29 protein-coding genes are annotated in these 24,502 nt (G+C 53.6%); 21 read left to right on the top strand and 8 right to left on the bottom strand.

Annotation, left to right across the window (positions count from 1 at the left end; translation table 11 throughout):
* Window positions 1-42 precede the first annotated feature (42 nt).
* Window positions 43-942: a 2-phosphoglycerate kinase gene (locus PFER_RS05395; protein WP_048149586.1), complete on the top strand. Its 900-nt coding sequence runs from the start codon at window positions 43-45 to the stop codon at window positions 940-942.
* On the top strand, window positions 939-1,439 hold the full coding sequence (locus PFER_RS05390) for an HIT family protein (protein WP_048149583.1): 501 nt from the start codon (window positions 939-941) through the stop codon (window positions 1,437-1,439). The genes PFER_RS05395 and PFER_RS05390 overlap by 4 nt, the downstream gene beginning before the upstream one ends.
* Window positions 1,440-1,450: 11 nt before the next feature.
* Here PFER_RS05390 and thyX read toward each other — a convergent pair whose 3' ends face one another.
* The gene (gene thyX, locus PFER_RS05385; RefSeq protein ID WP_048149581.1) at window positions 1,451-2,182 is read right to left on the bottom strand and encodes an FAD-dependent thymidylate synthase; all 732 of its coding nucleotides are present in this window, start codon (window positions 2,180-2,182) and stop codon (window positions 1,451-1,453) included.
* Window positions 2,183-2,362: 180 nt separating this feature from the next.
* On the opposite strand from thyX, the gene argF reads away from it, so the two are divergent.
* The 5 genes from argF to PFER_RS05360 all read left to right on the top strand — a co-directional run bounded on the left by argF (window position 2,363) and on the right by PFER_RS05360 (window position 7,878).
* Window positions 2,363-3,310, top strand: a complete 948-nt coding sequence (argF, locus tag PFER_RS05380) for an ornithine carbamoyltransferase (RefSeq protein ID WP_048149579.1) — start codon at window positions 2,363-2,365, stop codon at window positions 3,308-3,310.
* 118 nt (window positions 3,311-3,428) lie between these two features.
* Window positions 3,429-4,058, top strand: a complete 630-nt coding sequence (locus tag PFER_RS05375) for an IS607 family transposase (RefSeq protein ID WP_048149578.1) — start codon at window positions 3,429-3,431, stop codon at window positions 4,056-4,058.
* Window positions 4,051-5,304, top strand: a complete 1,254-nt coding sequence (locus tag PFER_RS05370; protein WP_048149577.1) for an RNA-guided endonuclease TnpB family protein — start codon at window positions 4,051-4,053, stop codon at window positions 5,302-5,304. The genes PFER_RS05375 and PFER_RS05370 overlap by 8 nt, the downstream gene beginning before the upstream one ends.
* Before the next feature lie 79 nt (window positions 5,305-5,383).
* Window positions 5,384-6,727, top strand: a complete 1,344-nt coding sequence (locus PFER_RS05365; protein ID WP_048149576.1) for an ATP-binding protein — start codon at window positions 5,384-5,386, stop codon at window positions 6,725-6,727.
* Between the two features lie 656 nt (window positions 6,728-7,383).
* A complete protein-coding gene (locus PFER_RS05360) occupies window positions 7,384-7,878 on the top strand; it encodes a hypothetical protein (protein ID WP_048149574.1) in 495 nt (164 codons plus the stop codon).
* A 209-nt stretch (window positions 7,879-8,087) separates the two neighbouring features.
* Here PFER_RS05360 and PFER_RS05355 read toward each other — a convergent pair whose 3' ends face one another.
* Entirely contained in the window at window positions 8,088-8,537 is a 450-nt protein-coding gene (locus PFER_RS05355; protein ID WP_245612479.1) for a PIN domain-containing protein, read from the bottom strand.
* Window positions 8,537-8,710 carry a hypothetical protein gene (locus PFER_RS12150; protein WP_157255101.1) on the bottom strand — a complete coding sequence of 58 codons (174 nt, stop codon included), beginning with the start codon at window positions 8,708-8,710 and terminating at the stop codon, window positions 8,537-8,539. Before PFER_RS12150 ends, PFER_RS05355 begins: the two co-directional genes overlap by 1 nt.
* Before the next feature lie 96 nt (window positions 8,711-8,806).
* Between PFER_RS12150 and PFER_RS05350 the strand changes: the two genes are divergently transcribed.
* The 3 genes from PFER_RS05350 (at window position 8,807) to PFER_RS05340 (ending at window position 11,260) form a co-directional block, all read left to right on the top strand.
* Window positions 8,807-9,007 carry a hypothetical protein gene (locus PFER_RS05350; protein WP_048149570.1) on the top strand — a complete coding sequence of 67 codons (201 nt, stop codon included), beginning with the start codon at window positions 8,807-8,809 and terminating at the stop codon, window positions 9,005-9,007.
* 109 nt (window positions 9,008-9,116) lie between these two features.
* Complete coding sequence (locus PFER_RS05345) at window positions 9,117-9,794, top strand: hypothetical protein (protein ID WP_048149566.1); 678 nt, start codon at window positions 9,117-9,119, stop codon at window positions 9,792-9,794.
* Between the two features lie 149 nt (window positions 9,795-9,943).
* The gene (locus PFER_RS05340) at window positions 9,944-11,260 is read left to right on the top strand and encodes an ATP-binding protein (protein ID WP_048149563.1); all 1,317 of its coding nucleotides are present in this window, start codon (window positions 9,944-9,946) and stop codon (window positions 11,258-11,260) included.
* Window positions 11,261-11,315: 55 nt separating this feature from the next.
* On the opposite strand, the gene ttuA is transcribed toward PFER_RS05340, so the two are convergent.
* A complete protein-coding gene (gene ttuA / locus PFER_RS05335) occupies window positions 11,316-12,224 on the bottom strand; it encodes a tRNA-5-methyluridine(54) 2-sulfurtransferase (protein ID WP_048149561.1) in 909 nt (302 codons plus the stop codon).
* A gap of 108 nt (window positions 12,225-12,332) precedes the next feature.
* On the opposite strand from ttuA, the gene PFER_RS05330 reads away from it, so the two are divergent.
* Window positions 12,333-12,932 carry a regulator of amino acid metabolism, contains ACT domain protein gene (locus PFER_RS05330; RefSeq protein ID WP_048149558.1) on the top strand — a complete coding sequence of 200 codons (600 nt, stop codon included), beginning with the start codon at window positions 12,333-12,335 and terminating at the stop codon, window positions 12,930-12,932.
* Here PFER_RS05330 and PFER_RS05325 read toward each other — a convergent pair.
* Window positions 12,916-13,191 carry an acylphosphatase gene (locus PFER_RS05325; protein ID WP_048149556.1) on the bottom strand — a complete coding sequence of 92 codons (276 nt, stop codon included), beginning with the start codon at window positions 13,189-13,191 and terminating at the stop codon, window positions 12,916-12,918. The genes PFER_RS05330 and PFER_RS05325 overlap by 17 nt on opposite strands.
* 48 nt (window positions 13,192-13,239) lie before the next feature.
* Window positions 13,240-15,558, bottom strand: a complete 2,319-nt coding sequence (gene hypF, locus PFER_RS05320; protein WP_048149554.1) for a carbamoyltransferase HypF — start codon at window positions 15,556-15,558, stop codon at window positions 13,240-13,242.
* A 157-nt stretch (window positions 15,559-15,715) separates the two neighbouring features.
* Here hypF and cutA point away from each other — a divergent pair, with 157 nt between their 5' ends.
* The 10 genes from cutA to PFER_RS05270 are packed head-to-tail and all read left to right on the top strand — an operon-like array spanning window position 15,716 to window position 22,940.
* Window positions 15,716-16,021, top strand: a complete 306-nt coding sequence (gene cutA / locus PFER_RS05315; protein WP_048150260.1) for a divalent-cation tolerance protein CutA — start codon at window positions 15,716-15,718, stop codon at window positions 16,019-16,021.
* Window positions 16,022-16,026: 5 nt separating this feature from the next.
* Window positions 16,027-16,608, top strand: coding sequence for an endonuclease dU (locus PFER_RS05310; protein WP_048149552.1), 582 nt, complete (start codon window positions 16,027-16,029; stop codon window positions 16,606-16,608).
* Between the two features lie 4 nt (window positions 16,609-16,612).
* Entirely contained in the window at window positions 16,613-17,281 is a 669-nt protein-coding gene (locus PFER_RS05305) for a diacylglycerol/polyprenol kinase family protein (protein ID WP_048149550.1), read from the top strand.
* Between the two features lie 47 nt (window positions 17,282-17,328).
* Complete coding sequence (locus PFER_RS05300) at window positions 17,329-18,411, top strand: tetratricopeptide repeat protein (protein ID WP_048149547.1); 1,083 nt, start codon at window positions 17,329-17,331, stop codon at window positions 18,409-18,411.
* Between the two features lie 42 nt (window positions 18,412-18,453).
* A complete protein-coding gene (locus tag PFER_RS05295) occupies window positions 18,454-19,383 on the top strand; it encodes a dipeptidase (protein ID WP_048149546.1) in 930 nt (309 codons plus the stop codon).
* A gap of 36 nt (window positions 19,384-19,419) precedes the next feature.
* Window positions 19,420-20,349, top strand: a complete 930-nt coding sequence (locus PFER_RS05290) for an NOL1/NOP2/sun family putative RNA methylase (protein ID WP_048149541.1) — start codon at window positions 19,420-19,422, stop codon at window positions 20,347-20,349.
* Between the two features lie 59 nt (window positions 20,350-20,408).
* Window positions 20,409-21,011, top strand: a complete 603-nt coding sequence (locus PFER_RS05285) for a DUF257 family protein (RefSeq protein WP_048149538.1) — start codon at window positions 20,409-20,411, stop codon at window positions 21,009-21,011.
* Window positions 21,008-21,619 carry a DUF257 family protein gene (locus tag PFER_RS05280; RefSeq protein WP_048149536.1) on the top strand — a complete coding sequence of 204 codons (612 nt, stop codon included), beginning with the start codon at window positions 21,008-21,010 and terminating at the stop codon, window positions 21,617-21,619. The genes PFER_RS05285 and PFER_RS05280 overlap by 4 nt, the downstream gene beginning before the upstream one ends.
* A 44-nt stretch (window positions 21,620-21,663) precedes the next feature.
* Entirely contained in the window at window positions 21,664-22,299 is a 636-nt protein-coding gene (locus PFER_RS05275) for a DUF257 family protein (RefSeq protein ID WP_245612478.1), read from the top strand.
* Between the two features lie 2 nt (window positions 22,300-22,301).
* A complete protein-coding gene (locus PFER_RS05270; protein WP_245612476.1) occupies window positions 22,302-22,940 on the top strand; it encodes a DUF257 family protein in 639 nt (212 codons plus the stop codon).
* Here the strand turns inward: PFER_RS05270 and PFER_RS05265 are convergent.
* A complete protein-coding gene (locus PFER_RS05265) occupies window positions 22,937-23,911 on the bottom strand; it encodes a hypothetical protein (protein WP_048149528.1) in 975 nt (324 codons plus the stop codon). The two genes, PFER_RS05270 and PFER_RS05265, sit on opposite strands and share 4 nt — an antisense overlap.
* A complete protein-coding gene (locus tag PFER_RS05260; protein WP_048149525.1) occupies window positions 23,911-24,501 on the bottom strand; it encodes a metallophosphoesterase family protein in 591 nt (196 codons plus the stop codon). The genes PFER_RS05265 and PFER_RS05260 overlap by 1 nt, the downstream gene beginning before the upstream one ends.
* Between the last annotated feature and the right edge of the window lies 1 nt (window position 24,502).

Raw genomic sequence — 24,502 nt, 5'->3', positions numbered from 1 at the left:
AAAGTTTATCTTTTGCTGTTGTGATTCTTCTCCGGTGATCACATGATAATAGTGAGGGATGGGAAGATTAGACTCCCATTCTCCCGCGGTATTCTCACGCGCTCGATAACCTCCGCTGGCGTTGACGTTGGGGTGGCCTACGCCCTCTCCACGGAAGTCATGAAGGAGTTTGAGACGGAGGGAAGGAAGGAGGTAACCACGGAGGAGATACGTGAGAGAACGTACAATAAGCTCCGTGAGCACGGTTACAAGCGCGAGGCGAGACGCTACATCTTCTGGAGCGAGGTTAGGAGAAGGGGCATCCCCATGGTTCTTCTTCTCGGCGGTGCCACGGGCGTTGGGAAGTCCACGATAGCGACGGAGTTGGCCTTCCGCCTCGGCCTGAGGAGCATAATAGGGACGGACACTATAAGGGAGGTCATGAGGAAGATGGTGAGTGAGGAGCTCCTCCCGAGCATACACAGCTCATCGTTCCTGGCGTGGAAGGCACTGAAGGCTCCCCTGAAGGGTATCTCTCCGGTCATATACGGCTTTGAGAGGCAGACAAGCCACGTGAGCGTGGGGATACGTGCCCTTCTGGAGAGGGCGCACAGGGAGGGTTTCAACACAATAATAGAGGGTATACACGTGGTTCCTGGCTACTTCCAGATGGGCTCGATGGACTTCATGTACGTCATCACGGTTCCCGGGAAGGAGGCCCTCTCCGCGAGGTTCTACGCGAGGGAGCGCTACAGCAAGAGGCCCGCCGAGTACTACATCCAGCACATCGAGGCCATAATGGAGATACAGGACTTCGTGGTGGAGCGGGCGAGGGAGTACTCCGTGCCGGTCATAGAGAACCTCGAGGTTGAGACCACAGTAAACTTAATAATGGAAGACCTGATGAAGAGACTTACGGACGTACTTAAGGAAGAGGGAATTGATCTGGAGGGACAGGGATGAAGAGAATCTGGGCGCCGTGGCGCATTGAATATATCCGCTCACCCAAGCACGACGGCTGCATATTCTGCGACTTCCCGAAGGAGGATCGCGATAGGGATAGGCTCATACTCTACCGCGGAAAACACAGCTTCATAATCATGAACAACTACCCCTACAACCCCGGCCACGTGATGATAGCTCCATACAGGCACGTGGGAAGGTGGGAAGACCTGACCGATGAGGAGCTTTTGGAGATAATGAAGCTCTCCCAGCTCATGGTGAAGGCGCTCAAGAGGGCGATGAACCCGGACGGATTCAACATGGGCGTGAACCTTGGGAGGGTTGCGGGGGCGGGAATAGACGACCACGTCCACCTTCACATCGTCCCGCGCTGGAACGGGGACACCAACTTCATGCCGGTGATAGCGGACACCAAGGTCATCCCCGAGTCCCTCGAGGAGGCCTACGACGAGCTTAAGAAGGTAATATATGGAATCTTAAAAGAAGAGGACTTTTGAGCCTTGTCTTTTTATTCCCCCAGTTTCTTCCACTTCTCCCTCGTCTTCTTCCAGCAGCCAGGGGGCATGAGCTCCCCCTCGGGGCAGTAGCCCATCTGGATACAGCGCGGCCCGAGCTTCGCCCACTTTATTATCGGCCTCAGGTCATCGTTCTTCGCTATCTCCTCGAGCATCTTCCAGGCTATCTCCCTAATCTCCCATTGGGCCCTTTCGCACGCCCTCAGTCCCAAAAAGTGCTTCAGCTCGCGGAGGTTCATGGTGACGACTATCTTGGTTCTAACGCTCTGGGGCAGGATGAAGCGTGCGTCCTCCTGGTGCTGGCCTCTCTCAACGGTCTTTTTGTATAGCTCAATGGACTTCTTCATGAGCTCCTTCCACTCCTCAAGAAGCTCGGGATCGTTCTTTATCCCTTCTGGGATGACGAAGGTCTCCTCAACATCTTTGGGATTCAATATAATGTAGCGCTGTGACTGTTGGGTATAACTTGCTAACCTATGACGAACAAGTTGGTGCGAGCAAACACGAGAACAGCCCTCAATGGCGAAGGTTAGCGTCGCGTGCTCAAGAATACTCTCATGACCGTAGCCGAGAACCCTCGGAAGGTGCATTTCGACGTCGTTCTTATCCATCCGTTCGAAGGCTTCGGTCTCCCATCCTTCCCAGTAGCTTATAAGCGCCGCCCACGTGACGGTTTCGAGCGGTCTCCTCGTGTAGTTGATGAGCCTCACGTTTATTCCATCCATGCGAACCCCCGGAGGAAGATGCGGTGGAAACTTATTAGCTTTGTTGTAAACCCTTTCGCAGGATTAGCTTTATGTTTGGAAAGTTGAATGCGGGATACATTCGAAAAAATTCGCCATTTCATGTTTTATGCCGGCGAAATGGTTATTAAAACCTATGGCAAGCTTTAGACGGTGATGCGCATGGTGGTTAGCCTTGCAGGAAGGGACGTTCTCTGCCTCCAGGACTTCACGAGGGAGGAGCTTGAGACGATTCTCAAGACTGCCGAGATGATGAAGATTTGGAACAAGATAGGCAAGCCGCACCGCGTTCTCGAGGGTAAGACCCTCGCCATGATATTCCAGAAGCCCTCGACCAGAACCAGGATAAGCTTTGAGGTCGGCATCTATCAGCTCGGCGGCTACGGCCTCTACCTCAACGCCCAGGACCTCCAGCTCAGGCGCGGCGAGACCATAGCCGACACTGCCCGCGTTCTCAGCAGGTACGTTGACGGAATAATGGCAAGGGTTTACGCCCACAAGGACGTTGAGGACCTCGCCAAGTACGCGAGCGTTCCGGTCATAAACGGCCTCTCCGACTTCTCACACCCGTGCCAGGCCTTAGCTGACTACCAGACGATACTCGAAAAGAAGGGCCGGATTCAGGGCGTTAAGGTCGTCTACGTCGGTGATGGAAACAACGTGGCTCATTCGCTCATGATAGCCGGAACCAAGCTCGGTGCGAACGTCGTCGTTGCAACGCCAGAGGGCTACGAGCCAGACCCGAAGGTGGTCAAGTGGGCCGAGCAGAACGCGGCCGAGAGCGGTGGAAGCTTTGAGCTCCTCCACGACCCGGTCAAGGCCGTAACCGGTGCGGACGTCATCTACACCGACGTCTGGGCGAGCATGGGGCAGGAAGCCGAGGCCGAGGAGAGGAGAAAGATATTCATGCCCTTCCAGGTCAACAAAGACCTCGTCAAGCACGCCAAGCAGGACTACATCTTCATGCACTGCCTCCCTGCCCACAGGGGCGAGGAGGTTACGGATGACGTCGTTGATTCCCCGAACAGCGTCGTCTTTGATGAGGCAGAAAACAGGCTCCACGCCCAGAAGGCCGTCATGGCCCTCGTCATGGGCGGGATTAAGGTCTGAGGTTTCTTCCCTTTTTACACTTTTTTGAGCCGTGGGTATGGCTATCATCTCAAACGCCTTGTTTAACTGTTCCTCTTAACGGAAAACTTTAAATATTTTTGTGATTAATTGTGAGTGTATGGTAGTGAAAGAGAAGCTCTACACGGTTAAACAAGCGAGCGAAATTCTCGGCGTCCACCCAAAAACAATCCAGAAATGGGACAAAGAGGGAAAAATCAAAACCATTAGGACACCCGGCGGAAGACGAAGAATACCAGAAAGCGAAATAAAAAGGCTTCTCGGCATAAGCGAGGAAAACGGACTAATCATTGGCTACGCAAGAGTCTCAAGCCACACCCAAAAAGACGACTTGGAAAGACAGGTTGAAGCCATCGAGCAATACGCAAAAGAACGTGGTTGGCAGGTCAAAATCCTCAAAGACATCGGCTCAGGATTGAACGAGAACAGAAAGAACTACCGCAAACTCCTCGAACTCGTCGCAAAGGGAGAAGTCTCAAAAGTCATCGTCACTTATCCCGACAGGCTCACCCGCTTTGGTTTCAAAACTATCGAATTCTTCTTCAAGGAGAACGGTGCAGAGATAATCATTATCAACGACAAAGAAAAATCCCCACGAGAGGAACTCATTGAAGACTTAATAACCATAATATCGCACTTCGCTGGAAAGCTCTACGGAATGCGCTCCCACAAATACAAAAAGCTCAAGGAAGGCGTGAAAAAACTCATAGAGGAGGTCGAGAATGACTAAAGTCGTTCTCACATACAGAATGCCCCACAACTGGAACATTGATTTGTTCCTCAAAGAATACCAAAGACTACTCCAGAGGGCAATTGATGAAATATGGGATAACACAACTTGGAGAGAGAAGAAGGTCAAGCACAGGTATTCTGTCGGAAGAAAAAATTACAGCTACTATGAGACAACCCGCATAATCCCTTATTTTCCACAAACAAACGAGTTCAAGCGGGAACTGAGGAACGAACTCCTTCGAGAGTGGCCTTTCGCCAAGCACTACGTTGATTCTGCAATAAAGACCGCTTATTCAGTCCTCAAAAGCTGGAGACAGAACTACCTCAAGGGAAAAAGAAAAAGAGCGAAGCCAATCGTTAAGCGGAAGTTCGCGAGGGTTAAAACAACACTAATGAAAGTCGAAGGTTCGAAGATAAGAGTAACCATCAAGCCGAGAGAAGAATACCTTGAGCTGGACTTCTCAAAGGAGTGGTTCTATGAGAGAATCAAGGACTGGAAGGTTGGAGAGCTGATAATCAGAGAGCAAGACGTTCTGCTAACCTTCTCAAAGGAAGTCGAGTTCTCTGGAAGAATCAAAATCGGCATTGACAGCAACCTGACGAGCCTCGACATCTTTCACCCTGAAAAAGGCTGGATTAGAGTGGACTTGAGCGAGCTACACAGGATTGCCGAGACCTACGACAGAATTATTGATATGCTAAAGAGCGTTCAGCGGAAAGCCCCGAAGAGGATTGGAATTCTCCTTAAGAAATACTGGATGAGGAGAAGGAACAGGATTGAGGATTATTTGAACAAGCTTGCAGTCCAGCTTTCGGGGGAGTTTCCAGATACGGTTTTCGTCTTCGAGGATTTGGACAAGTTCAAAATGCTCCAGAACGGTTCGAGGAAGTTTAATAGAAGGCTCTCCCGTGCCACTTGGAAGAAAATTGTTGGAAAGCTTTCTTATCGTGTTCCGATTGAGTTTGTTAATCCCGCTTTCACTTCGTCCACCTGCCCGGTGTGTGGGAGTAGGTTGGAGTCCCGAAACGGGCTGGTGGAGTGTGCTAACTGTGGGTTTAAGGCAGATAGGCAGTTTGTTGGTGCGTTCAACGTTTTGGTGCGGGGACTTGGGGTCGCCCTAAGCGGGGTTGAGCGTGATGATTTGCTCTCCGATGAACCCGGAGGAGAGTTGAACGTGATGAAGCCCAAGTCCGTCGTGAAGGTTGACTTAAATGGGAAGAGGTTCACTCACGTTCCTCCCTAAAAACTCACGACGGACAGACCCCGATTTAAAGAGAAAGGCTTTAATATGATAATCGAAATTATCATAATGGTGATTATCATTGTCTCGCTTTGTGAACAGGCGAGAGGAACTGAAGTCCCTTAAAAAGCACCTTGAGGGGAAGGGCTTTGAGCTGATCGTCATCTACGGGCGGAGAAGGGTCGGGAAAACGAGACTTGTGCTTGAGGCAGTTAAGGGAACCTCCCACGTATACTATCTTGCAGTCGAGGGGGAGAACCTGAGGCACTTTAGGGAGACCGCGGAGAGAACATTTCCAGAGGTCAGGTACGCCCGTGAGGACTGGGAGGGAACCCTTCACGCCCTTAAGGGAAAGGTTATAGTTATAGACGAGTTCCCCAACCTCATAAAGGAGAACCCGGGAATTCTCTCTCTGTTCCAGAGGATAATTGATACCGACCTCTCGAATTCGGGGACCAAGCTCGTTCTCCTCGGTTCCTCGGTGAGCATGATCACGGAGAAGGTTCTCAGCTACAAAAGCCCCCTCTACGGCAGGAGAACCGGATCTCTCAAGCTTAGACCTATGAGTTTCTTCTCTCTGAGGGAGTTCTTTCCTAACGCCGCCTGGAAGGAGCTGGTAGAGGTCCACGGCCTCACCGACGGGATACCTTTCTACATAAACCGGGTCAGGCTGCCCTTCTGGGGATGGCTGGAAGAGGAACTTTCAAACCCGGTCAGTTTTTTCCGGGACGAAGTGGACTTTCTCCTTCGCTACGAGTTCACGGAAGTGAGCACTTACAAAAGAATCCTTGAGGCGATAGCAAACGGGAAAACAACACCGAAGGAGATCAGGGACTTTGCGAGGATGAGGCACTCCGACCTGAGTCCATACCTCCGGAACCTCATGGAGACAGGTTTCGTTGTGCGGGAGGTTCCTATAACTGAAAGGGAGAGCTCAAAGAAAGGAAGGTACTATTTAGCCGACAACTTCCTGGCTTTCTGGTTCCGCTTTATCTATCCCAACCTCTCCCCCATTGAGGAGGGAACCTTTGATGTGGAGACGATCAGGAGGGATTACCCCCACTATCTCGGCCCTGTGTTCGAGAAGATCGCCAGGGAGTTCCTCATAAAGTTGAATAAACGCGAGAAGCTCCCGTTTAAGTTCACCAGGATTGGAAGGTGGTGGCACAAAAACGAGGAGATTGACCTCGTCGCTCTCAACGAGCGTGAAAAGAAGGCGCTCTTCGTCGAGGCCAAGTGGAAGGATTTGAGCGAGAGGGAAGCGACGAGGATTTTGAAGGACGTGGAGAGGAAGGCAAAACTCGTTAGACTGGACGGGTGGGAAAAGTATTATGGACTGATCGCTAAAAACATCGAGGGAAAGGAAGAGCTCAGGGAGGAGGGCTGGTTAGTTTGGGACTTGGGGGACTTCCCTCACTACCGTTGACCGCGTAAACCCCGAAATTTTACGCTATCGTTAACCTCTTTGTTTTTACGGTCTTAACAGTGACTCTTTGGAAACCTGCGAGGGGAGAGGAGAAAAGCTTATTTCCCTTGATGCTGAAGAATGGAGGGTGATGTGATGCTCTTGGTGATGGATTCTCTCCCCTTCACACACCACATATTCTGCAAGTAATTTTCCTTTCGATAATGCCGGCCCTGTGGATTGCACATGAGAGCAAGACGAAAAAGGATGCCACGCGTATACACTCAAAGCTGGCGAGCGCATTAATGGTATACCTCATGAAAAAGAAGAATATCCCCCTAGAGACGCAAGGAATTATAAGCGACCGTTCGGGGGAAAACCGATATACGTCGTTGCCAAGGACGACATAGAGTTGGCAAAAATCCTCATGTTTCTGGACGTAATCACATCAGTAGCCAAAAAAAGTTCGGCAGCCGTGCAAGAGTAGAAGATGTAGTTCCTGCAAAAATACGCATGTTTACTACCAGAGAGGACGTCTTTCTGAAGCGCGACAGGAAATACAGGGAAAAAAGCTAAAGGAGCAAGATAAAAAACCCATTACCCTCGATGACATAATAAACTCAGAGGACGTGCTCACTACCATTGCAACAAAAATTGCTAGCAGTACGGAGCAAAAAGTGAGTGTGGAGGAAATAAAGCAGAGGATAAAAGAGTATATCCCGTACATTAAGAAAATTGCGGATGCTTACCCTGAGGATCCATCATTCTATGACGAGATAATGCAAATTTCGGGCATACCGGATGTAGAACGAGATATCAAACCACTTAACCCAAAGCTATACATGGCAATAGAAGAACTTGCAGAAAAACTGAAGGAAGATCTGAGAGAAGAGGAAAAGGTAGCAGAACACAACGATGAAAGAAAAACCTCACCGTCCCTCGACCCCAACGTAAACGTCGAAGTCCTCTCCATCCTCAACGGCCTCGAATTTGCGGGCTTTTCTGAGGAGGCAAAAAGAAAGGCCATCGAGAGGCTCTCCGCAAGGATAAGAGAAGTCTCCGCCGAGAAGCTAACGCCCGAGAACCTTCTAAAGCTCGGCCTCTACGCCTTCGCGATCGAAATAATCAAGAGGGGAGAGCTGGAGAGGATGAAAGAAATCGAGGGGCTTTAGGCCCGCTTTTTAACCCTTTTCATCCTGAGGTACTCCTCTTTGCTGAGCGGGAAGTCCTAGGCCGATTGAATGTCCTTGTTTCAACTTGCACCCCCACAAGTAACTTGCACCCCTGCAAGTTAAAAGGGGTCCCCTTGAGCTAATGAGTAGGGACTGTCCGGGTTCAGGTGGGACTTGAGGGGCTTTTAAGGGATTTCTTAGCTGAAACCTCACGGAACGATCTCTATGATGTCCACGTCCCTAGAGTCTTCGTCGAAGGTCGCAAGCCTGGTGCAGTTGTTCTCGAGGGCCGTCGCGAGGATCCTCGCGTCGTGGGGAAGAAGGGAGTAGTCATGAACGAGGGTTCCTATGGTGAGCCAGTCCCTTGAGTCCGGAACGATGATTATCCCCTTTGCCTCTATGAGGCTAAGAACGGTCGAGATTACATCAAGGGAGATTTTTCTAAAGCTCTCGTTCTTTCTCAGGAGCTTCTTGAGGCCCCACGCAGATGAAACACCATACTCCTTCTGGGCACTTCTCCTCAGGAGCACGTAGAAAAGCTCATCGATGACGGTGTCGGAGACTATTTTTACTTCATCAGAGTCTACAAGTTTGACGGCTTCTTTCGTTAGTTCTGTCTCGACGAGGTAGTTGTAGAGGACGCTTGAGTCGAGGAACATCACCCTTCGTACACCTCGAGCTTGTACTTCTTGAACTCCTCAAAGCTCCCCTTTCCCAGCATTCCGGGCTTTATTTCCCTTTTCTTCTCCTCGATGAGTTTCAAAATCTCCATCTCCCGTTCGAACATCCTCTCGTAGAGCTTGAGGGCCTTGCCCCTGGTCGCCTCGGCCATTCTCTCACCATTAAGATTTTTCTTCAGGCAGGTTATTAACCTTTCCCAGCCCGAAACCCTTATTTCTCTGAGACCAAACCTTAGAGGGTGGTACCCTTGTCGCTCCTGCCGCTCACCGGGATGTTCATATTCGGGAAGAAGGAGAAAAAGAAGGGCAAAGATCTGGAGAAGATAGCGAAGCAGTACGGGCTGACAGAGAAGGATTTACACAAAATTGGTGCGCTAAGCATCGTATTAAGCGGATACGATACACACAAAATTATATCGAAGTTAACGGGAATGGATGCAAAAAAATAAAGAAAACGAGGGAAGGCGAATACCCCCCCATACTGATGACCTGTATTGGCCACACAGAAAGGCAGATAACCCGCACGCCCCTGCAATCATTCTCTTCACGGAACTCATGATGCCCCTTGCGGCAGAGATGGCAAAAAAGCACAGCCCAGAAGTGGGAATGCGTGTTGCTAGGGAAATAGCATACCTCGTGGACGATCCGCACGCAACCTTCGATCAGATACTCAACACAGACGACGAGGTTATAGCAAACCGCATAGCATCACATATAGAGGACGTGAGAGGCAGGCCATTGAGCGAGGAGGAAAGAAAGCGCCTGATAAAGGCAGTGCGCACTGTAAAAAAGGTGACTGAGAAGGTTCACAGGGGTGCATTTAATATGCCCGCAGAGACGCTACAAGCGTTTGAACGAGCGGACGTAGACCGTGCCCTAGTAGAGGCGGGAATCCTAACAGAGCAGGACATAGGGGAGCTACGGCAGGTTTACAGCGAAATAAGTGGGAAGAAAGCAAAGACCAGAGGGAAAAAGAAAGCCCCTGCTGGAGAAACCCTTGAACTCCCTACGGAAGCTCTCCTCGAAGTCCTCTCCATCCTCCAGGCCCTTGAGTTCGCCGACTACTCCAAGAAGGCCAAGGAGAAGGCCCTCCAGAAGCTCTCCTCCGCCGTTAAAGAGCTCTCAAGGAAAGACCCCACGCCGGAGAATCTTCTGAAGCTCGGCATCTACGCCTACGCCCTGGAGCTTGTGAGGGAGGAGAGGTGGGAGGGAATAGGCAAGCTCCGGAAGGTCTGAACGCTGGGGCGGCTTCCTCCTTTTGCCCACTTTATGAAAGCGGACTTTCATAAAAGCTGTGATCTGTGAAAGTGGGTTTTCATAAATAGGCCGATTTATGAAAGTGGACTTTCACAAATCTTATAAACTGTGAAAGCATACTTTCACACATGGCAGTCAAGATTGTGAGGCTCGTCCGCTACAACCCCTGGTGGAAGGGGGAAGGCTGGGAGAGTGAAGACCCCGACCTCTCGAGGGCGGGAGAGGTAATACCTAGGAAGCGAATAACAGTTAATCCAGGAGGCGTTATCCTCCTCAGGGGCATCAGAAGGGCAGGAAAGAGCTTCTACCTCAAGACCCTCGTGGAGGAGCTCATACGCCCCGGAACCGACCCGAGGAAGATTGTTTACATTCCCGCCGACAGGTTCTCGAGGAAAGAGGTCGTTTCCTTCATAGAGGAGCTCCGGAGGAGGCACGGCGAGCTAACAGTCCTCCTCGACGAGATAACCTACCTCAGGGACTGGAGGCTCCTTCTCAAGGCCCTCGGGGAGGAGAGGGCAACCACAGTCGCAACCGGCTCAAATCCCGTGGAGCTTAAGAGAGAAAGCGAGCTCCTTCCAGGGAGGGGAATAGAGGGGAACGAGTACTACTTCAACCCTTTGAACTTCAGGGAGTTCGCGCGCTTCCTCAACCCCAGGCTCCCGGAGGTCGCTTTTACCTATGACTCCCCAGCCGCGGACGACCTGTTTCCCTGGTTCGACGAGCTTGAGGGCCTTTTCTACGGCTACATCCTCACCGGGGGCTTCCCGGAGGCAGTCCTCGAGTTCAAGAGGAAAAGAAAGGTGAGCGAGAAGAGGTACGAGGAGATAATAAGGCTCACCCTCGGGGAGATAGCAAAATCTGGAAAGAGCGAGGAAATAGCTCGGGAGCTTCTTGAAGCTATCTTTAGGCTGAAGGGGAACAGGGTTGACTACGTGACCCTCGCCCGTGAGACTGGAATATCCCATCCGACGGTGAGGGAGTACCTGAACACCCTTGAGAGCGCGAGGCTCATCTACGTCCTCGAGGCCTGGGATATCAACAGAAAGAGGCACGCCCACCGGAAGGAGAAAAAGGTGGTCTTCCAGAGCTCCTTGATAGCGACGGCCCTGGCCCTCTACCTCGGGAGCGATCCGGTTGAGTTCGTCGAGGAGAACATAGAGTGGTTAGTGGAGCACACGGTGGCAACTCACGTGATATGGTCCCGCGAAGAACCGATAATGAGAGAGAAGCACTCATTTGGTGGCTTCTACTACGATCAAAACAGGGAGTGTGACCTCGTCGTGAAGAGAGGAGGCTTCTTCGGGATAGAGGTCAAGTACGGAAGGGTGAAGAGGAAGAGCTATCCCTTCCCAACCATCTACGTCTCAAAGGATGAGGTAGGGGAAGACACCGTACCAGCGTCTCTCTACCTCTACGGGCTTGAGAAGAGCAGGAGGTCAATATGATTTCAAACCCCTCCCGGCTCCGGCATGTTGAAAAATCGAGAAGCCGGATGGGAACTCAGCCCTTCACCTTCAGCTCGAGGGGCTTTTCGAGCCCCCAGACGCGGCAGAATGAGCACTTCTCCCCCTGCGCGGGCATGCCGCAAACCCTGCACTCTCCCAGCGGGGCCTCCTTAAGCTCGGCCTCGAAGAGGCTCCTCTTCCGCAGGAAGCCCTTTATGAAGTTCACCTTCGTTCCGGGCCTCTTCTCCTCCATAGCGTTGAGAACCTCTTTGGCTTCAATGCTCGTAGCTCCCCTCGCGTGGGGGCACTCCTCCACCATGTACTCTATCCCCGTGGCGAGGGCGTAGTAAACGACCTCCCTCTCCGTCAGCTCGTAGAGGGGCTTCACCTTCTTCACGAACTTCCCCTCGCCCGGCAAAAGCGGCCCCTGTTTGCCGAGGTACTCGGTGTTCCAGTGCATTATGTTGGAGAAGATGAAAGAGGCCTCGTCATCGAGGTTGTGGCCGGTCGCTATCGCGTCGAAGCCGTTCTCGTAGGCGAAGCGGTTGAAGATGTAGCGCTTTGTTATTCCGCAGTAGGAGCACGTTGGTCTCCTCGTCCTGAGCTCGCCGATTCCCGCGCCGAGAAGCTCCCTGACGCGCACCACGTGGAGCGGGACGTTGAGGGCCTCGCACTGGGCCCTTGCATAGCGCTCGCTCTTCTCCGAATAATCGTCTATGCCGAGGTTTATGTGAAGGCACTCTATGTTGTAACCAAGCTTCTTGAGGACGTGGGCTGTCACAGCGGAGTCTTTACCTCCTGAAACGACGACGAGGACCTTCTCCTCCGGTTTAAGGAGCTTGTAGCGCTCTATGGTTCTCCTAACCTTCCTCTCGAAGTACTCAATGAAGTGCTCCCTGCAGAGGAACATCTTTGGATAGTGAAGCCTGACGTAAGCTTCTCTCCCGCAGAACTTACACCTCATGTCCTCACCCCTCTCCCGGTCTGCGGGCGCATTTATAAGGGGTGCGGTGCCCCTATCGAAAGACTTAAATATCCATTCTTACTCACATATGTATAAGAGGTGGCAAAAATGATGCTCGTGCTGGAGGAGTACTTCAAAAACTACCCCGCGAGGAGGAAGGTCGCGGAGTTCCTGTTTCTGAACGGCCTAAGTGTTAAAAACGGCAAGATCTATCTGAGGAACGCTGAAATCCCGATAAGCGAACTTTCACGCGTGATAGGCGTCAACAGAAAGATAGTGTACCACACCATTGAATACATCGAGAACACCCCAGCCCTGAAGTTCATCTTTGAGCGCCTCAGGCCCTTCGCGGACTTCTCGGAGGTGGCCCCCATAATGGGGTGGGAGGTTCTGGAGGTCGAGCTCGACAAGGAGCTCTATGCCCCCGCCATTTCGGCCCTCCTTGTTCTTCTGTCCGAGCACAGGATTCCCATCATAGAGGTTTTGAGCAAGAACCTGACCTACGAGGAGCCCGTGGCCTACATCGTTGTGGACGGGAGTATACCCGTGGAGGTGTTCGTTAGGGTTAAGGAAATCCCGGGTTTTAAGAGGCTCATACTCCACACGCCCGAGAAAAAGAAGGAAAACCTCGTTTGCGCCTACTGTGAGGTGCGCTACTGCCCCAAGAGGGTGCTCATGGAGAGAATGAGTATCAGTGGGTCACGATGAAACCTTGTTCCCCCTCCGGTTCTTCCCATTTCACCTCCACCCTCGTTACCCGCGCTAGCCTCGGGCCCTGATGCGCCCAGCCTATGAGTGCCTCGACTCTCTCCGGTTCCCCCTCTATTACCGCCTCGACCGTGCCGTCCGGAAGGTTCCTAACCCATCCGTGAACGCCGAGCTTCCTGGCCTCGCGCTGCATGCTCCACCTAAAGCCCACTCCCTGAACCCTGCCGTATATCTTGAGATGGGCCCTTACCCTTTCCATGGCACTCCCCGTAGATGGTGTGCAGTATGTGCTTATTAGCTTTTTTCGCTACATCATCAGGTCTTCCTTCGTCAGGTAGCCCTCGAGGTAGAGGCCGCCCAGGAAGGCCTGGCCGACGTTTATCCCGTTGTCGCCCCTCGGGGTCTCTGTGGTGATGTGGAACCTTAATCCCGCGGCTTCAACGGCCTTCCTTATAGCCTTCACTATGAGCTCGTTGTAGGCAACACCGCCGCTCAGGGCAACGTTCTTTATCCCGAACTCCCTGGCTTTCTCGATTGCTACCTCTGCGAAGGCCCTGGCTATTGCAAGGTGGGTGGAGTAAGCTATGTCCGCCGGGTTTGCATTCTCAATGACATCGAGAACTTCCCCAAAGAGTTCTTCCACCCTTATGTCCTCCCCCTCAACCGGGACGCTAAAGCCGAGGTCGTTCTTGCCCTTGCAGGCGAAGCTCTCGAGCTTCATTGCCGGCTCTCCCTCGTAGTGCCTCCTGTAGGCCACGTTGAGGAGAACCGCGAGCGAGTCGAGAACCCTGCCCGTTGAGGAGGCGTAGGACGTGTTTATACCCTTGGCGAGCTGGTTTAAGACCACGTTGAACTCTACCTTTCCATACTTGAGGCTCTCGATGGCCTTTGGGCAGCAACGCTCCACTATCTCGACCAGCTCTTCGGTATCGTGCCCCTTGCTGAGTATTCCCATAAGGGCCCTGAGAGGGTAGTAGCTCGCCAAATCTCCGCCGGGGAGGGGGTAGTAGGATATGTGCGCCAACCTTTCAACGTCCTCGTAGCCCAGATAGAGAACCTCACCACCCCAGGTGTTTCCGTCCGTTCCGTAGCCAACCCCATCGAGAGCTATCCCTATGGCGGAATCGAGGTTCCTCTCAGCTAAAACGCTCGCTATGTGGGCGTAGTGGTGCTGAACCTGGAGGAGCTCCACTTCAAGTTCGTTTGCAAGCTCCATGGCCAGTTTCGTGGTGTTGTAGGTTGGGTGAAGGTCGGCTATTATGAGATCAAGGTTTTCCATCCTCAGAATCTTCCGGAAGTGGGCTATAGCCCCCCTCATGAACTCGAGGACCTCAACCTTTCCGGTGTTGCCGATATACTGGCTCGGATAAACTTTCCCGTTCTTAGAAACGCCGAAGGCGTTCATGAGTTCTGCCCCAACCGCCAGGCCGTTGTACTCGAAGGGTATCTCTATCGGAAGGGGCACGAAGCCGCGGGAGCGCCTTATCACTGCCCTCCTTCCGTCAACGAACCTTATCACGCTGTCATCAGCGCGGTTCAGTATCTTCCTGTTGTGGAGGAGGAAGTAGTCTGCCACATCCTTGAGCTCCTCGAATGCCCTCTCGTTGTCCTTGACCATCGGCATTCCGGGGTAGTTGGCTGAAGTCATGACGTAGACCTTGCTCCTGCTCCAGTGGAAGAGGATGTAGTGTGTTCCGGCGTAGGGGAGCATGACCCCAATGGTGTGGAGCCCCGGCGCGAGGTTCTCCGGGAGCGGGAAGGGCTCCCTCTTGCGGAGCGTTATTATAGGTCTTCTGTAAGAGGTGAGCTCCTCCTCTTCCTCTTGGCTGACGTAGGCGAAGCTCCTCACTGTCTCGATGGAATCGGCCATTATCGCGAAGGGCTTCTGTGGCCGGAAGGTTCTTCTCCTAAGCTCCGCAACGGCTTCCTCGTTCGTGGCGTCGCACGCTAAATGTATTCCCCCGATCCCCTTGACGGCCACGATGTAGCCCCTGTCTATTAACTCCGCCGCCTTTCTCAATGGATCGCCGTATATCTCCTCCCCGTCGTTGGTGTAGAGCCTGTATGAAGGCCCGCAGACGGGACAGGCCGTTGGCTCCGCATGGTAGCGTCTGTTGAGCGGGTCTTTGTATTCACCCTCACAGTAGTCGCACATTGGGAACTCCTTCATGGTGGTGTTTTCCCTATCGTAGGGGAGGTCTTCGATTATGGTGAACCTTGGCCCACAGTTTGTGCAGACTATGAACGGGTACATGTATCTCTTGTCCGTGGGGTCGAAGAGCTCTCTCAGACAGTCGGCACATATGGCTATGTCGGGTGGAATGATCGAATCGCCGCCACCCCCGCCCTTTGAGCTCTTCTCGATGTAGAAGCGGTCAAAACCCTGGAGGGGAATTTCTTTCTTCTCAATTCTCTCAATCCTTGCTAATGGGGGCTTCTTTTTGTAGAGGTCTTCTATGAAGGCCTCGATGTCCTCGGGTTTGCCCTCAACAACCATCTCCACACCGGCATCGCCGAGGTTCTTGACGTAGCCCTTCAGGTTGTGCTCGTGGGCTATCCTGTAGACGAAGGGGCGAAAGCCGACCGCCTGGACGATGCCCTGAACGTGAACGTGATACGCCTTCATCCTCTCACCGGTTTTAAATTTGTGAAAAGGGCATTTATAGGTTTTTAAAACCAAAAGTTAAGAACCGTTGGCCTTCAACCACTCCAAGGCTAGCCGTTCCGCTCCGAAAGGTTTAAGCCGTCTGGGGAGAACATACGACGGTGGTCGCATGAGTGAGATGGTGATGGTTTACACGACCTTCCCCGACTGGGAGAGCGCGCGTAGAATCGTGAGGGCCCTCCTGGAGAAGAGGCTCATCGCCTGCGCCAACCTGAGGGAACACGAGGCCCACTACTGGTGGGAGGGGAAGATAGAGGAGGACAGGGAAGTCGGGGCACTGCTGAAGACCAAGATAGATAACTGGAAGGCCGTTAAGCAGTTCCTGAAGGAAAACCACCCCTACAGCACGCCGGCGATAATAAGGATTGACGTTGACAGGGTCAACGACGAATACCTTAAGTGGCTCCTCGACGTCACGGGATGATTTCCATGCCTTTTTACAAGATTAAGCCCCAGATACGGGTGGTCGGCTTTGACGACGGAACCTTCCGCTTTAAGGGGAGGGGGAGGACGGTTCTGGTTGGGGTGGTGATGAAGGGTTCCCTGGACGTTGTTGGCATACTGACGAGGTGGATAGAGGTTGACGGGAGGGACGCCACGGAGAAGATGATTGACGCGGTAACGAGCTCCCGCTTCGGGGATTTGAGGGTAATCCTCCTCAAGGGCATAACCTACGCGGGCTTCAACGTGGTTGACGTGGAGGCCCTAACGTCTGAAACCGGCCTGCCCGTGCTGGTAGTGGTCAGAAAGAGGCCTGACGTGGCGGCGATGGAGAGGGCCCTTAGAAAGCACTTCCCAGATGCGGAGGAGAGGATAGCCCTCCTCAGGAAGGCGCCGCCCTTGAGGGAGCTCATCCCCGGGAAGCTGTACTACCAGGCGGTTGGCCTCTCCGATGAGGAGGCTAGGGAGATAATAAGGGTGACCCGGAAGAGCGCCCTCGTTCCTGAGCCCCTTAGGCTCGCCCACATGATAGCGGGAGCGGTAATGACGGGTGAGAGCACCAGGGAGTGATGGCATGGAGGGCACGTGGGACCTTTTAATCGTCGTCCTGCTCTACGTGGCCGCGGTGATGGGGATTGCCCACGCTATGAGGGGACGGTTCTCCCCTGAGTTCACGAGGAGGGTCGTTCACATACTCGCGGGGGATATAATAGTCGTTCTCCCGCTCTTCAAATCCCTCCCGTGGGTTATTGCTATACCTGCCCTGCTGGCCCTCTTCGTCCTCCTTGGGATAGCCCTTGGGCTCCCCATAAGGGACTCCCTCGTCCCGGAGGGCGACGACCCGCTCCACGCCTACGGACCGGTTTACTACATCGTCAGCATTGGGGTACTGGTGGCAGCGTTTGGGACAAAAAGCGTCATCCCCGTCGTTGCAACATTCGTGATGGCGTGGGGAGACGGCTTTGCGGCGATGGTCGGTATGAAGTTTGGCAGAAGAAGGCTCTGGGGAGGCAAAACGCTTGAGGGGAGCATTGCTTTCTTCGTCTTCTCCTTTCTGGGTGCCCTGGTGGCGATTTCACTGTGGTCGCGCTTTTCGGGGGTGTATGTTGAGGTTCTTAAGATATCCCTCCTAACGTCAATTACGGGCACCCTGGTGGAACTCGGCAGCGTGGGAAAACTTGAGCCCTTCGACAACTTCACCGTGCCGCTGTGCGTGGCCCTTATCCTGGCTCTACTCCCCTGAGGCCGGCTGACTAAAAAGTTATATACTTTGTCCCCGATGTTTTATTCATGACGGCATTCGATGACATAGTGGCGCTCGTTGCAAGGGGTTTCTGGGATGAGGCCATCGACAGGGTTGGCAAGCTCCCGGACAACTTCGATAAGGTCAGCGCGCTCATCTACATAGCAACGGAACTCTACGCGAAGACGGGCGAGATGGCCCACGTTTTCGGACTTCTTGAGGATGCCAAATACTACGCGGGGAAGATTAAAGAGCCCGAGAGCAGAGCCATCGTTTACGCCCACTTGGGCTTTGCCTACTCCACGTTTGGCCGGATGGAGGAAAGTGAGAGGCTGTTCTCTGAGGCATTCGAGTATCTTGATAGGCTTCCCCAATCCCCCGAGAAGGCTGAGATCATCGCTTACGTGGCCCACTACCTTGGTATGGCGGGTTTCTTCGAGGACGCGATAGAACTCTTTGAGAACGCCTTTGACCTGGTCGTTAACTCCCGCATAGAGTACGTTCAGAAGCTCGATCTCCTCATCAAAATAGGCGACATCCTCGTCGAGACGGGGGACGCGCTTTCATCGCAGGAGGCCCTTCCCTTCTACGAGCGGGCATTTGACATCTTCGACAAGCTCCGCGTTGTTGACAAGGGGGCGGACGTGCGCAAGAAGATAGACCTGTGCAAAACGCTTCTCTACTCCGGCACGCCGGCCCTCAGGAAGGCCATGAAGGAGGGACGCTACACCTACACCGTCAGGGTCGTAGAGGACTCCAACATGCCAGATAAGGACAAGGCGATAGCCCTCCTCGAAGTGGCTCTTTGGCTTAAGAAGATGGAGCTTCCCACGTACATTGACGTCGCCACCTCGGCGGTGGGATACATAGACCTCGAGGAATTGACGGGAGAGGAGATTGAGCATGTGGCCGAGCTCCTGACCTCCGTAGGAAAGCTCAGGGAAGCCCTTCAGCTGGCGGTCAAGGTAGAGGACGATACCAAGCGGAGCGAGCTCCTTAAGGGCATAGCAGTGGAGCTGGCGGGCGAGGGAGACTTTGCGGGGGCGGAGCATATCATCTCCCAGATACCGGACCCCCTCGTGAAGGAGGAGGCTCTCAGGGAGTACAGAGAGATAGTAATGAGCCGCTGAAACCTTAAATACTCTTTCCACCGTATTCCTTTTGGTGATCCAATGATTTTCGATGCGCACTCAGACCTGCCCACGTACGTTTACATGCGGAGGGGGAGAGGGGAGACGGCCGTTCTTGAGAGAAACTTTGAGCGCTTCTTTAAGGGTATTGGCAGCAGGGTCATGGCGGTGTGGACTCCGGAGGATAGAAGGGGAAACGCCCTGCGCTACGCCCTCGACGTTTACGCCAGGTTCAGGCGTGACGTCATGGAATCGCAGAGGCTTGAGCTCGTGACGAGCAGTAGGGGAATGGAGGAGGCCATAAAGGGGGGTAGGGTTGCTCTGTGGTTTGGCCTTGAGGGTGGAGAGCCCCTGGAGAGCGTTGAGGTGCTTGAGGTGTTCTACTCCCTCGGACTTCGCGTTTTAACCCTCACGTGGAGCCTGAGGAACGCGATAGGCGACGGCGTCTTCGAGAGAACAAACGGGGGGCTGACCAACTTCGGCGTGGAGGTGGTTGGCAAAGCCGAGGAGCTCGGAGTGCTCGTTGATTTGAGCCACATAAACGAGGCCGGCTTCTGGGACGCCCTCGACGTCACGTCCTTCCCGGTTATGGCCTCCCATTCCAACGCGAGGAAGCTCTGCGACAGCCCGAGGAATCTCATGGACGAGCAGATAAAGGCGATAGCCGAGCGTGGCGGGGTTGTAGGTGCGGTTGCAATCCCCTCCTTCGTTAAAAAGGAGGACCCGACCCTTGAGGACTATGTGAGGCACATAGAGTACATGGTTGACCTCGCCGGTTCGAGGGCCGTGGGCCTGGGCTTCGACTTCGTTTACTACCTCGAGGGCTGGAGCGGGAGAGCTGTTGAGGGCTTTGAAAACGAGGGCGCGATTCCTGCGCTCCTCGAGGCTCTAAGGGAACGCTTCAGCGAGCGCGATGTGGAGAGGGTAACATTTGGAAACTTCGAGCGTCTCTTCAGGGAAGTGGTTGGATAGGGCTAACTTTTTATGCCCCCCTGTCAAGGTTCAACCATGATTGAGCGTCTCTTCAGCCTCGGCTACTCAAAGACCTTCGCGGAGCGCTATTACCGGCTCTGGGGCGAGAGGGCACTGGCGATAGCGGAGGCGATGGAAAAGCCCCTTCCAAGGTGCTTCCGCGTAAATACACTTCAGATAGAGGTTCCAAAGCTCACGAAGCTCCTCAACAGGAAGGGCTTCCAGTTCAGGCGTGTCCCCTGGACGAGGGAAGGCTTCTGCCTCACGAGGGAGCCCTTCTCGATAACCTCCACGCCGGAGTACCTCTCCGGCCTTCTCTACATCCAGGAAGCGAGCTCTATGTATCCGCCCGTAGCCCTCGACCCAAAGCCCGGTGAAGTCGTCGCCGACATGGCCGCCGCCCCCGGCGGGAAGACCTCCTACATAGCCCAGCTTATGAAAAACGAAGGGATAATCTACGCCTTCGACGTCGGTGAGGAGAGGCTGAAGGAGACGAGGTTGAACCTCTCGCGCCTCGGGGTAATAAACACGGTCCTGTTCCACAGGTCTTCCCTCCACATAGACGAGCTTGGGGTGGAATTCGACAAAATCCTCCTCGATGCGCCCTGTACCGGCTCCGGAACCATTCACAAGAACCCCGAGAGGAAGGCCAACCGCTCTATGGACGATGTAAAGTTCTGTCAGGGGCTCCAGATGAAGCTCCTTGAGAAGGGTCTGAGCGTTCTGAAGAGAGGAGGCGTTTTAGTTTACTCCACCTGCTCCCTCGAGCCGGAGGAGAACGAGTTCGTGGTTCAGTGGGTTCTTGATAACTTTGACGTTGAGCTTCTCCCACTACGTTATGGGGAACCCGCACTTAGGGCACCTTTTGGTATTGGACTGGATGAAGAAATTTCCAAAGCGAGGCGGTTTTACCCAGACAAGCACAAAACGAGCGGATTTTTCGTTGCAAGACTTGCCCTGAAGTGATAGGGTGAAAAACATTATAAGCATGGAAGTTTTATACTACTTCTCAAGGGGTGAGAACGTTGAGGGTTGAGAATATTCTGGACGTCCTCCGCAGGGGCGAGACCGTCCTTGTGGAGTACAATCCTCTGGGTGAACCGGAGACCGTTTTCTATTCCGTTGTGAAGTATGCCCTCGATGGAAAACTCCCAATCCTTGTGGTTGACATTGTTGACACGCTCCATGTCTTCCACGAGCACCTGAAGCTCCGTGGGGTGGAAATTCCCCTCGAGAGTCTCCACGTGGTCAAGGAGGGGGGCAGGGTAAGGCTCGGCAGGATTCTCGGCAATGTTGAGATAACGGACGACTTCGACTACCACGCGAACAAGTACTCCCAGGTGGTGAGGCCCTTCTTCGAGCGTCCGGGCCTCAAGGTTGTGGTCGTTATAGGTCTCGAGAAGTTCGTTCTGCCGTTCCAGCACGATCCCTCTAAGGTTGAGATGTACTTCGAGAGGGTGGCCCGTCCCCCGGCATCCCCCACGGGGAAGATAACGTTCCTCTTCATAAACAAGAAAGTAGCGTCGCCCTACGTCGTGAAAAGCTTTGAAGAATTCGCCCAGTACGTTGTCGAACTGGAGGAGGGGATTAACGTCGTGAAGAGCCCGCTAATGGGGGTGGAGCTATGAACCTTCGCGAGTACTTTAGGGGGCTACCCCTTGGTGGCCTCCTTGTTGTGGAGTATTCCTCCCGCTCCCCCTTCGCTGAGGTTTTCCACACCATAGCAGGGGCCTGTGACATGCCAATCCTGATCGCCGACGTCTTCGACACATTCCTCCCCGTAAAGAGAACCCTTGATGTGGCGGGTAAGGATGTGTCGTACCTTGAGAGGGCGGATTTTATTAAGGGAGGGGGAAGAATTCTCTGGCCCAACACGCTCAGGGTGGTCAACGTTTACAGGGATGTGGGTCTGTACCTCCGGGAAGTAGCGCACTTCCTTAAGAAATACTATGAGGAGCATCCCGGGACGTGCTCTTTCTTCTTCGGTGTGGAGAGGCTCCAGCGCATCTCGCCCGAGGAAGCCAGATTTCTCCTCAACGTTTACGGCGTAATGACAACGTTCGTGGGCTCCAAAGAGAGAACTGCGGTGCACTTCGTCAACACAGACATCGCCGACGGCAGGTACGTTGGCTTAGCTGAGGAAGTGGCCACGAGGGTCCTGGCCGTCAGGAAGGGTTTTGTGGAGGTGCTAAAGTCCCCTGGGGTAGAAGAAAGGGGCCTCAAGCTCACGTTTTAGTTCGCAAAGGTTTAAATTGTTCTGGCGTATACTTTTTTATGGTGATGCGGATGAAGCTTGGTGATTTTCTTTCTAACGTTCACCCCGGTGAGTCGGTTCTTATTGAATACACCCCCCTGGGCCATCCCGAGCGCACGCTGTGGCACCTGCTCAAATGGGCCTCCTCGAGGGAGGTGTCCGTCCTTGTGGTTGATCTCTTTGATTCCCTCTACCTCTACAGGGAACAGCTCAAACTCAGCGGCTACGATGTTTCTCTCCTCGATAACGTTAGCGTTGTGAAGGGTGCGGGGCACAGAAGGGTGGGCAACATCCTGGGGGAGATGAGGGTAATGGAGGACATCTCCGTCTACATGAGGGAGTACTACAAAATTACGAAGCGGTTCTTTGAATTGTCATCCCACGCGCTGGTTATCGTGCTGGGAGGGGACAGGCTCGTTCGCATGTACAGGGAGGATCCGTGGGCCCTCGAGGAGTACTTCGAGCGCACCATCAAGATACCCCTGACCCACGGGAGGAAGGTATCCGTGTCAATGTGCAACGTGGGATTGCTCCCGGAGAGGGTCAGGCGCATGTGGGAAATGTGGAGCACGCGGGTTCTTGAGGGGGACGATGGCGGAGAGCGCTACACAGTACGGAAGTCCCCGTTCTTTGCCGAGATAGGAGGGGGTGTTGAGCTGTGAGCATGGATGAATTAATAGCCACCCTCAGGGAAGCCCGGTGGGGGGAGGTGGTTCTCTTCGAGTACTCCTCCTACCAGCCGGTCCACATAATGTTCAAAAAGGCCGTTGAAGTGGCCCGCATGGAGAACACGTCGCTCCTGATCGTTGACGTGCTGGACACTCTCGTGCCCATAAAAAAGGCCCTCGAGATAACAGAGGGGGAGAGTAATATCTTTGATGGCCTTGACGTTATAAAGGGCGGCGGTAAGGTGCCCATTGGGAACGTGGTGGACAGGATAGAGCTATCGGCCGATTCCGCGGTGTACTTTAGCCGCCTCATCTCGCGGCTGTCCAGATATTATTCTTCTCATGAAAAGACAGTAACGTTTCTGTGGAACATTGAGGGTATCGTGAACCTTCACTCGGGCGACCCCAAAATCCTTCCCCAGCTGGAGGGCATAATGAGAAGCTTCGTAGGGGACGAGAGGAGGGTTGCGGTGTACTTCATCAACAGGGACGTCGCACCGGATGAATTGCTGGCCATCATAGAGGAGATTGCAACGACGGTTCTAACTGTGGACTACGAGGACGGCACTTTTGTGCTCTCCCTTAAGAAAGCGCCCGAAAATCGGGGCAAGAAAGTTGTGAGGGTGGAGGTTTAGCCTTCCAGCCTCTCCTCTATCTCGTGGAGCCTTTTCTTCGCTCCCTCGCTTAGGAGGCTTTCGAGTTCTTCTCTAGCGGCCTCCGCGAGCTCCAGTTTTGAATCGAAGTTCTCCGCTATCTTTGTCCACGATATCTTCTTGCCCTCCACGAAGACGTCAATGTCAGCGAACCGCTTCGTCCCCCTGTACTCCAGCCCCTTGAGGAGGAACTTCACCCTCTCGGGGTCTTCCCAAGTTATGAGCTTGACCTTGTAGACCCTTATGCGCATGAAGGGCCTCGGATAATCCCAGTCCCACCCCTCGCTCACGACAAAGCCAAGGTCGAGGTCCTCAAGGACCAGAAGGAGCCTCTCCACGTTCTCCTCGTAGCGCTTCTCGTTGTCGTAGACCCTTATCGTTATCTCCCTCCAGCCCTCTGGGGCGCTCTTGTAGGTGAGCACGGGCAGGTCGAGCCTTACCCTCCTGTAAACGTTGAGGAAATCGTCACGGATCAGGAACGTCCTTTTAATGTCGGCAATCCTGAGCGGCCCGTTTAGCTTTTTGTCCGTGACGAGGAGAAGTGTGTCAACCTCCTCCCCCTCGTTCACCCCCCTGGCGAGGCTCGTTTCAACGCCCCCGTAGCGCTCCTCTATGAACCTTGCCGCCTCCTCAACCTCCGCGGGAACCCGGAGGATAACTATGTGGGGGCCGAGGTTCACCCTCTCGAAGGGCGCCTCTGAGTTGAAGAGCTCCTTGAGAAAACTGTCGCAGCGCATTTTCAGGAGAAAAGCCCCCCTCCGAAGGTCCAGGATAGTCTTCCACTCCTCCGCAGGCGTTACGAAGGCGAGCGTTTGGAGCTCGTCGCTCAGGTTCCAGGCGTCGTCAACGGGCATCTTCTCAACGCCAAAAACATTCCTCAGAAACCCCTCCCCCTCTTCGACGTTCGAACTCCTCAGGAAGACGAGGGAAGGACCGTAGCGAAGCAGTCTCATCACAATCCCCTCATGAGTTTGTATCCCCTCTCAAAGTTTGTGCCGTCGGGGTATTTAATCCTTACAATCCTCCTGCTCGGCAGGAGTATGAAGTTGACGTTAAGAACCCCGTTCAAGCCTCGCGGGATAACCTTGAAGTTGTGACCGTATAGTCTGAAGGTGGCATCAACGTTCTCAACGTCCGCCGAAGAGTGTCCCAGGGCCAGCTTGACCCCTTCGAGCTCGATGACAGTCCCGGGCTTCACCACAACCGCTCTCTCCGCGTGGACTCTTATGAGCCCCTCGTCGTCCTCGTTTCCCGGAACTATGAAGACCTCCGCCCCGGAATTCTCGAGGATTGAGAGAATCCTGACGAGGGAGGCCTCGTATTTGCCCCTCAACTCGGGCTTCCTCTCGAGCTTGACGTTGTCCACGAGGTCGCCGGTGTGGATTATCACATCGGGGTGGGTTTTCTCGATGAGGTTCAGTATGAATGGATAAACGTTGTCGGGGGTATCGCTGAGGTGCATTATCTTGAACTCTTCACTCTCCCTGAGCTCGCGGAAGCTCCTGCCCCTCCTGAAGAAGCGTGAGATGTTGAGATTAACCATG

The organism is Palaeococcus ferrophilus DSM 13482 (assembly GCF_000966265.1).
Classification (GTDB): Archaea; Methanobacteriota_B; Thermococci; order Thermococcales; family Thermococcaceae; genus Palaeococcus; species Palaeococcus ferrophilus.
This window is presented reverse-complemented; position numbering and strand designations above follow the sequence as displayed.

Excerpts from the sequence above, each read along its gene's own strand:
- PFER_RS05395 (WP_048149586.1), top strand. The coding sequence starts at position 43 with ATGATAATAGTGAGGGATGGGAAGATTAGACTCCCATTCTCCCGCGGT.
- PFER_RS05390 (WP_048149583.1), top strand. The coding sequence starts at position 939 with ATGAAGAGAATCTGGGCGCCGTGGCGCATTGAATATATCCGCTCACCC.
- thyX (WP_048149581.1), bottom strand. The coding sequence starts at position 2,182 with ATGGATGGAATAAACGTGAGGCTCATCAACTACACGAGGAGACCGCTC.
- argF (WP_048149579.1), top strand. The coding sequence starts at position 2,363 with ATGGTGGTTAGCCTTGCAGGAAGGGACGTTCTCTGCCTCCAGGACTTC.
- PFER_RS05375 (WP_048149578.1), top strand. The coding sequence starts at position 3,429 with ATGGTAGTGAAAGAGAAGCTCTACACGGTTAAACAAGCGAGCGAAATT.
- PFER_RS05370 (WP_048149577.1), top strand. The coding sequence starts at position 4,051 with ATGACTAAAGTCGTTCTCACATACAGAATGCCCCACAACTGGAACATT.
- PFER_RS05355 (WP_245612479.1), bottom strand. The coding sequence starts at position 8,537 with ATGTTCCTCGACTCAAGCGTCCTCTACAACTACCTCGTCGAGACAGAA.
- PFER_RS12150 (WP_157255101.1), bottom strand. The coding sequence starts at position 8,710 with ATGGCCGAGGCGACCAGGGGCAAGGCCCTCAAGCTCTACGAGAGGATG.
- PFER_RS05345 (WP_048149566.1), top strand. The coding sequence starts at position 9,117 with ATGCCCCTTGCGGCAGAGATGGCAAAAAAGCACAGCCCAGAAGTGGGA.
- PFER_RS05340 (WP_048149563.1), top strand. The coding sequence starts at position 9,944 with ATGGCAGTCAAGATTGTGAGGCTCGTCCGCTACAACCCCTGGTGGAAG.
- ttuA (WP_048149561.1), bottom strand. The coding sequence starts at position 12,224 with ATGAGGTGTAAGTTCTGCGGGAGAGAAGCTTACGTCAGGCTTCACTAT.
- PFER_RS05330 (WP_048149558.1), top strand. The coding sequence starts at position 12,333 with ATGATGCTCGTGCTGGAGGAGTACTTCAAAAACTACCCCGCGAGGAGG.
- PFER_RS05325 (WP_048149556.1), bottom strand. The coding sequence starts at position 13,191 with ATGGAAAGGGTAAGGGCCCATCTCAAGATATACGGCAGGGTTCAGGGA.
- hypF (WP_048149554.1), bottom strand. The coding sequence starts at position 15,558 with ATGAAGGCGTATCACGTTCACGTTCAGGGCATCGTCCAGGCGGTCGGC.
- cutA (WP_048150260.1), top strand. The coding sequence starts at position 15,716 with ATGGTGATGGTTTACACGACCTTCCCCGACTGGGAGAGCGCGCGTAGA.
- PFER_RS05310 (WP_048149552.1), top strand. The coding sequence starts at position 16,027 with ATGCCTTTTTACAAGATTAAGCCCCAGATACGGGTGGTCGGCTTTGAC.
- PFER_RS05305 (WP_048149550.1), top strand. The coding sequence starts at position 16,613 with ATGGAGGGCACGTGGGACCTTTTAATCGTCGTCCTGCTCTACGTGGCC.
- PFER_RS05300 (WP_048149547.1), top strand. The coding sequence starts at position 17,329 with ATGACGGCATTCGATGACATAGTGGCGCTCGTTGCAAGGGGTTTCTGG.
- PFER_RS05295 (WP_048149546.1), top strand. The coding sequence starts at position 18,454 with ATGATTTTCGATGCGCACTCAGACCTGCCCACGTACGTTTACATGCGG.
- PFER_RS05290 (WP_048149541.1), top strand. The coding sequence starts at position 19,420 with ATGATTGAGCGTCTCTTCAGCCTCGGCTACTCAAAGACCTTCGCGGAG.
- PFER_RS05280 (WP_048149536.1), top strand. The coding sequence starts at position 21,008 with ATGAACCTTCGCGAGTACTTTAGGGGGCTACCCCTTGGTGGCCTCCTT.
- PFER_RS05275 (WP_245612478.1), top strand. The coding sequence starts at position 21,664 with ATGCGGATGAAGCTTGGTGATTTTCTTTCTAACGTTCACCCCGGTGAG.
- PFER_RS05270 (WP_245612476.1), top strand. The coding sequence starts at position 22,302 with ATGGATGAATTAATAGCCACCCTCAGGGAAGCCCGGTGGGGGGAGGTG.
- PFER_RS05265 (WP_048149528.1), bottom strand. The coding sequence starts at position 23,911 with ATGAGACTGCTTCGCTACGGTCCTTCCCTCGTCTTCCTGAGGAGTTCG.
- PFER_RS05260 (WP_048149525.1), bottom strand. The coding sequence starts at position 24,501 with ATGGTTAATCTCAACATCTCACGCTTCTTCAGGAGGGGCAGGAGCTTC.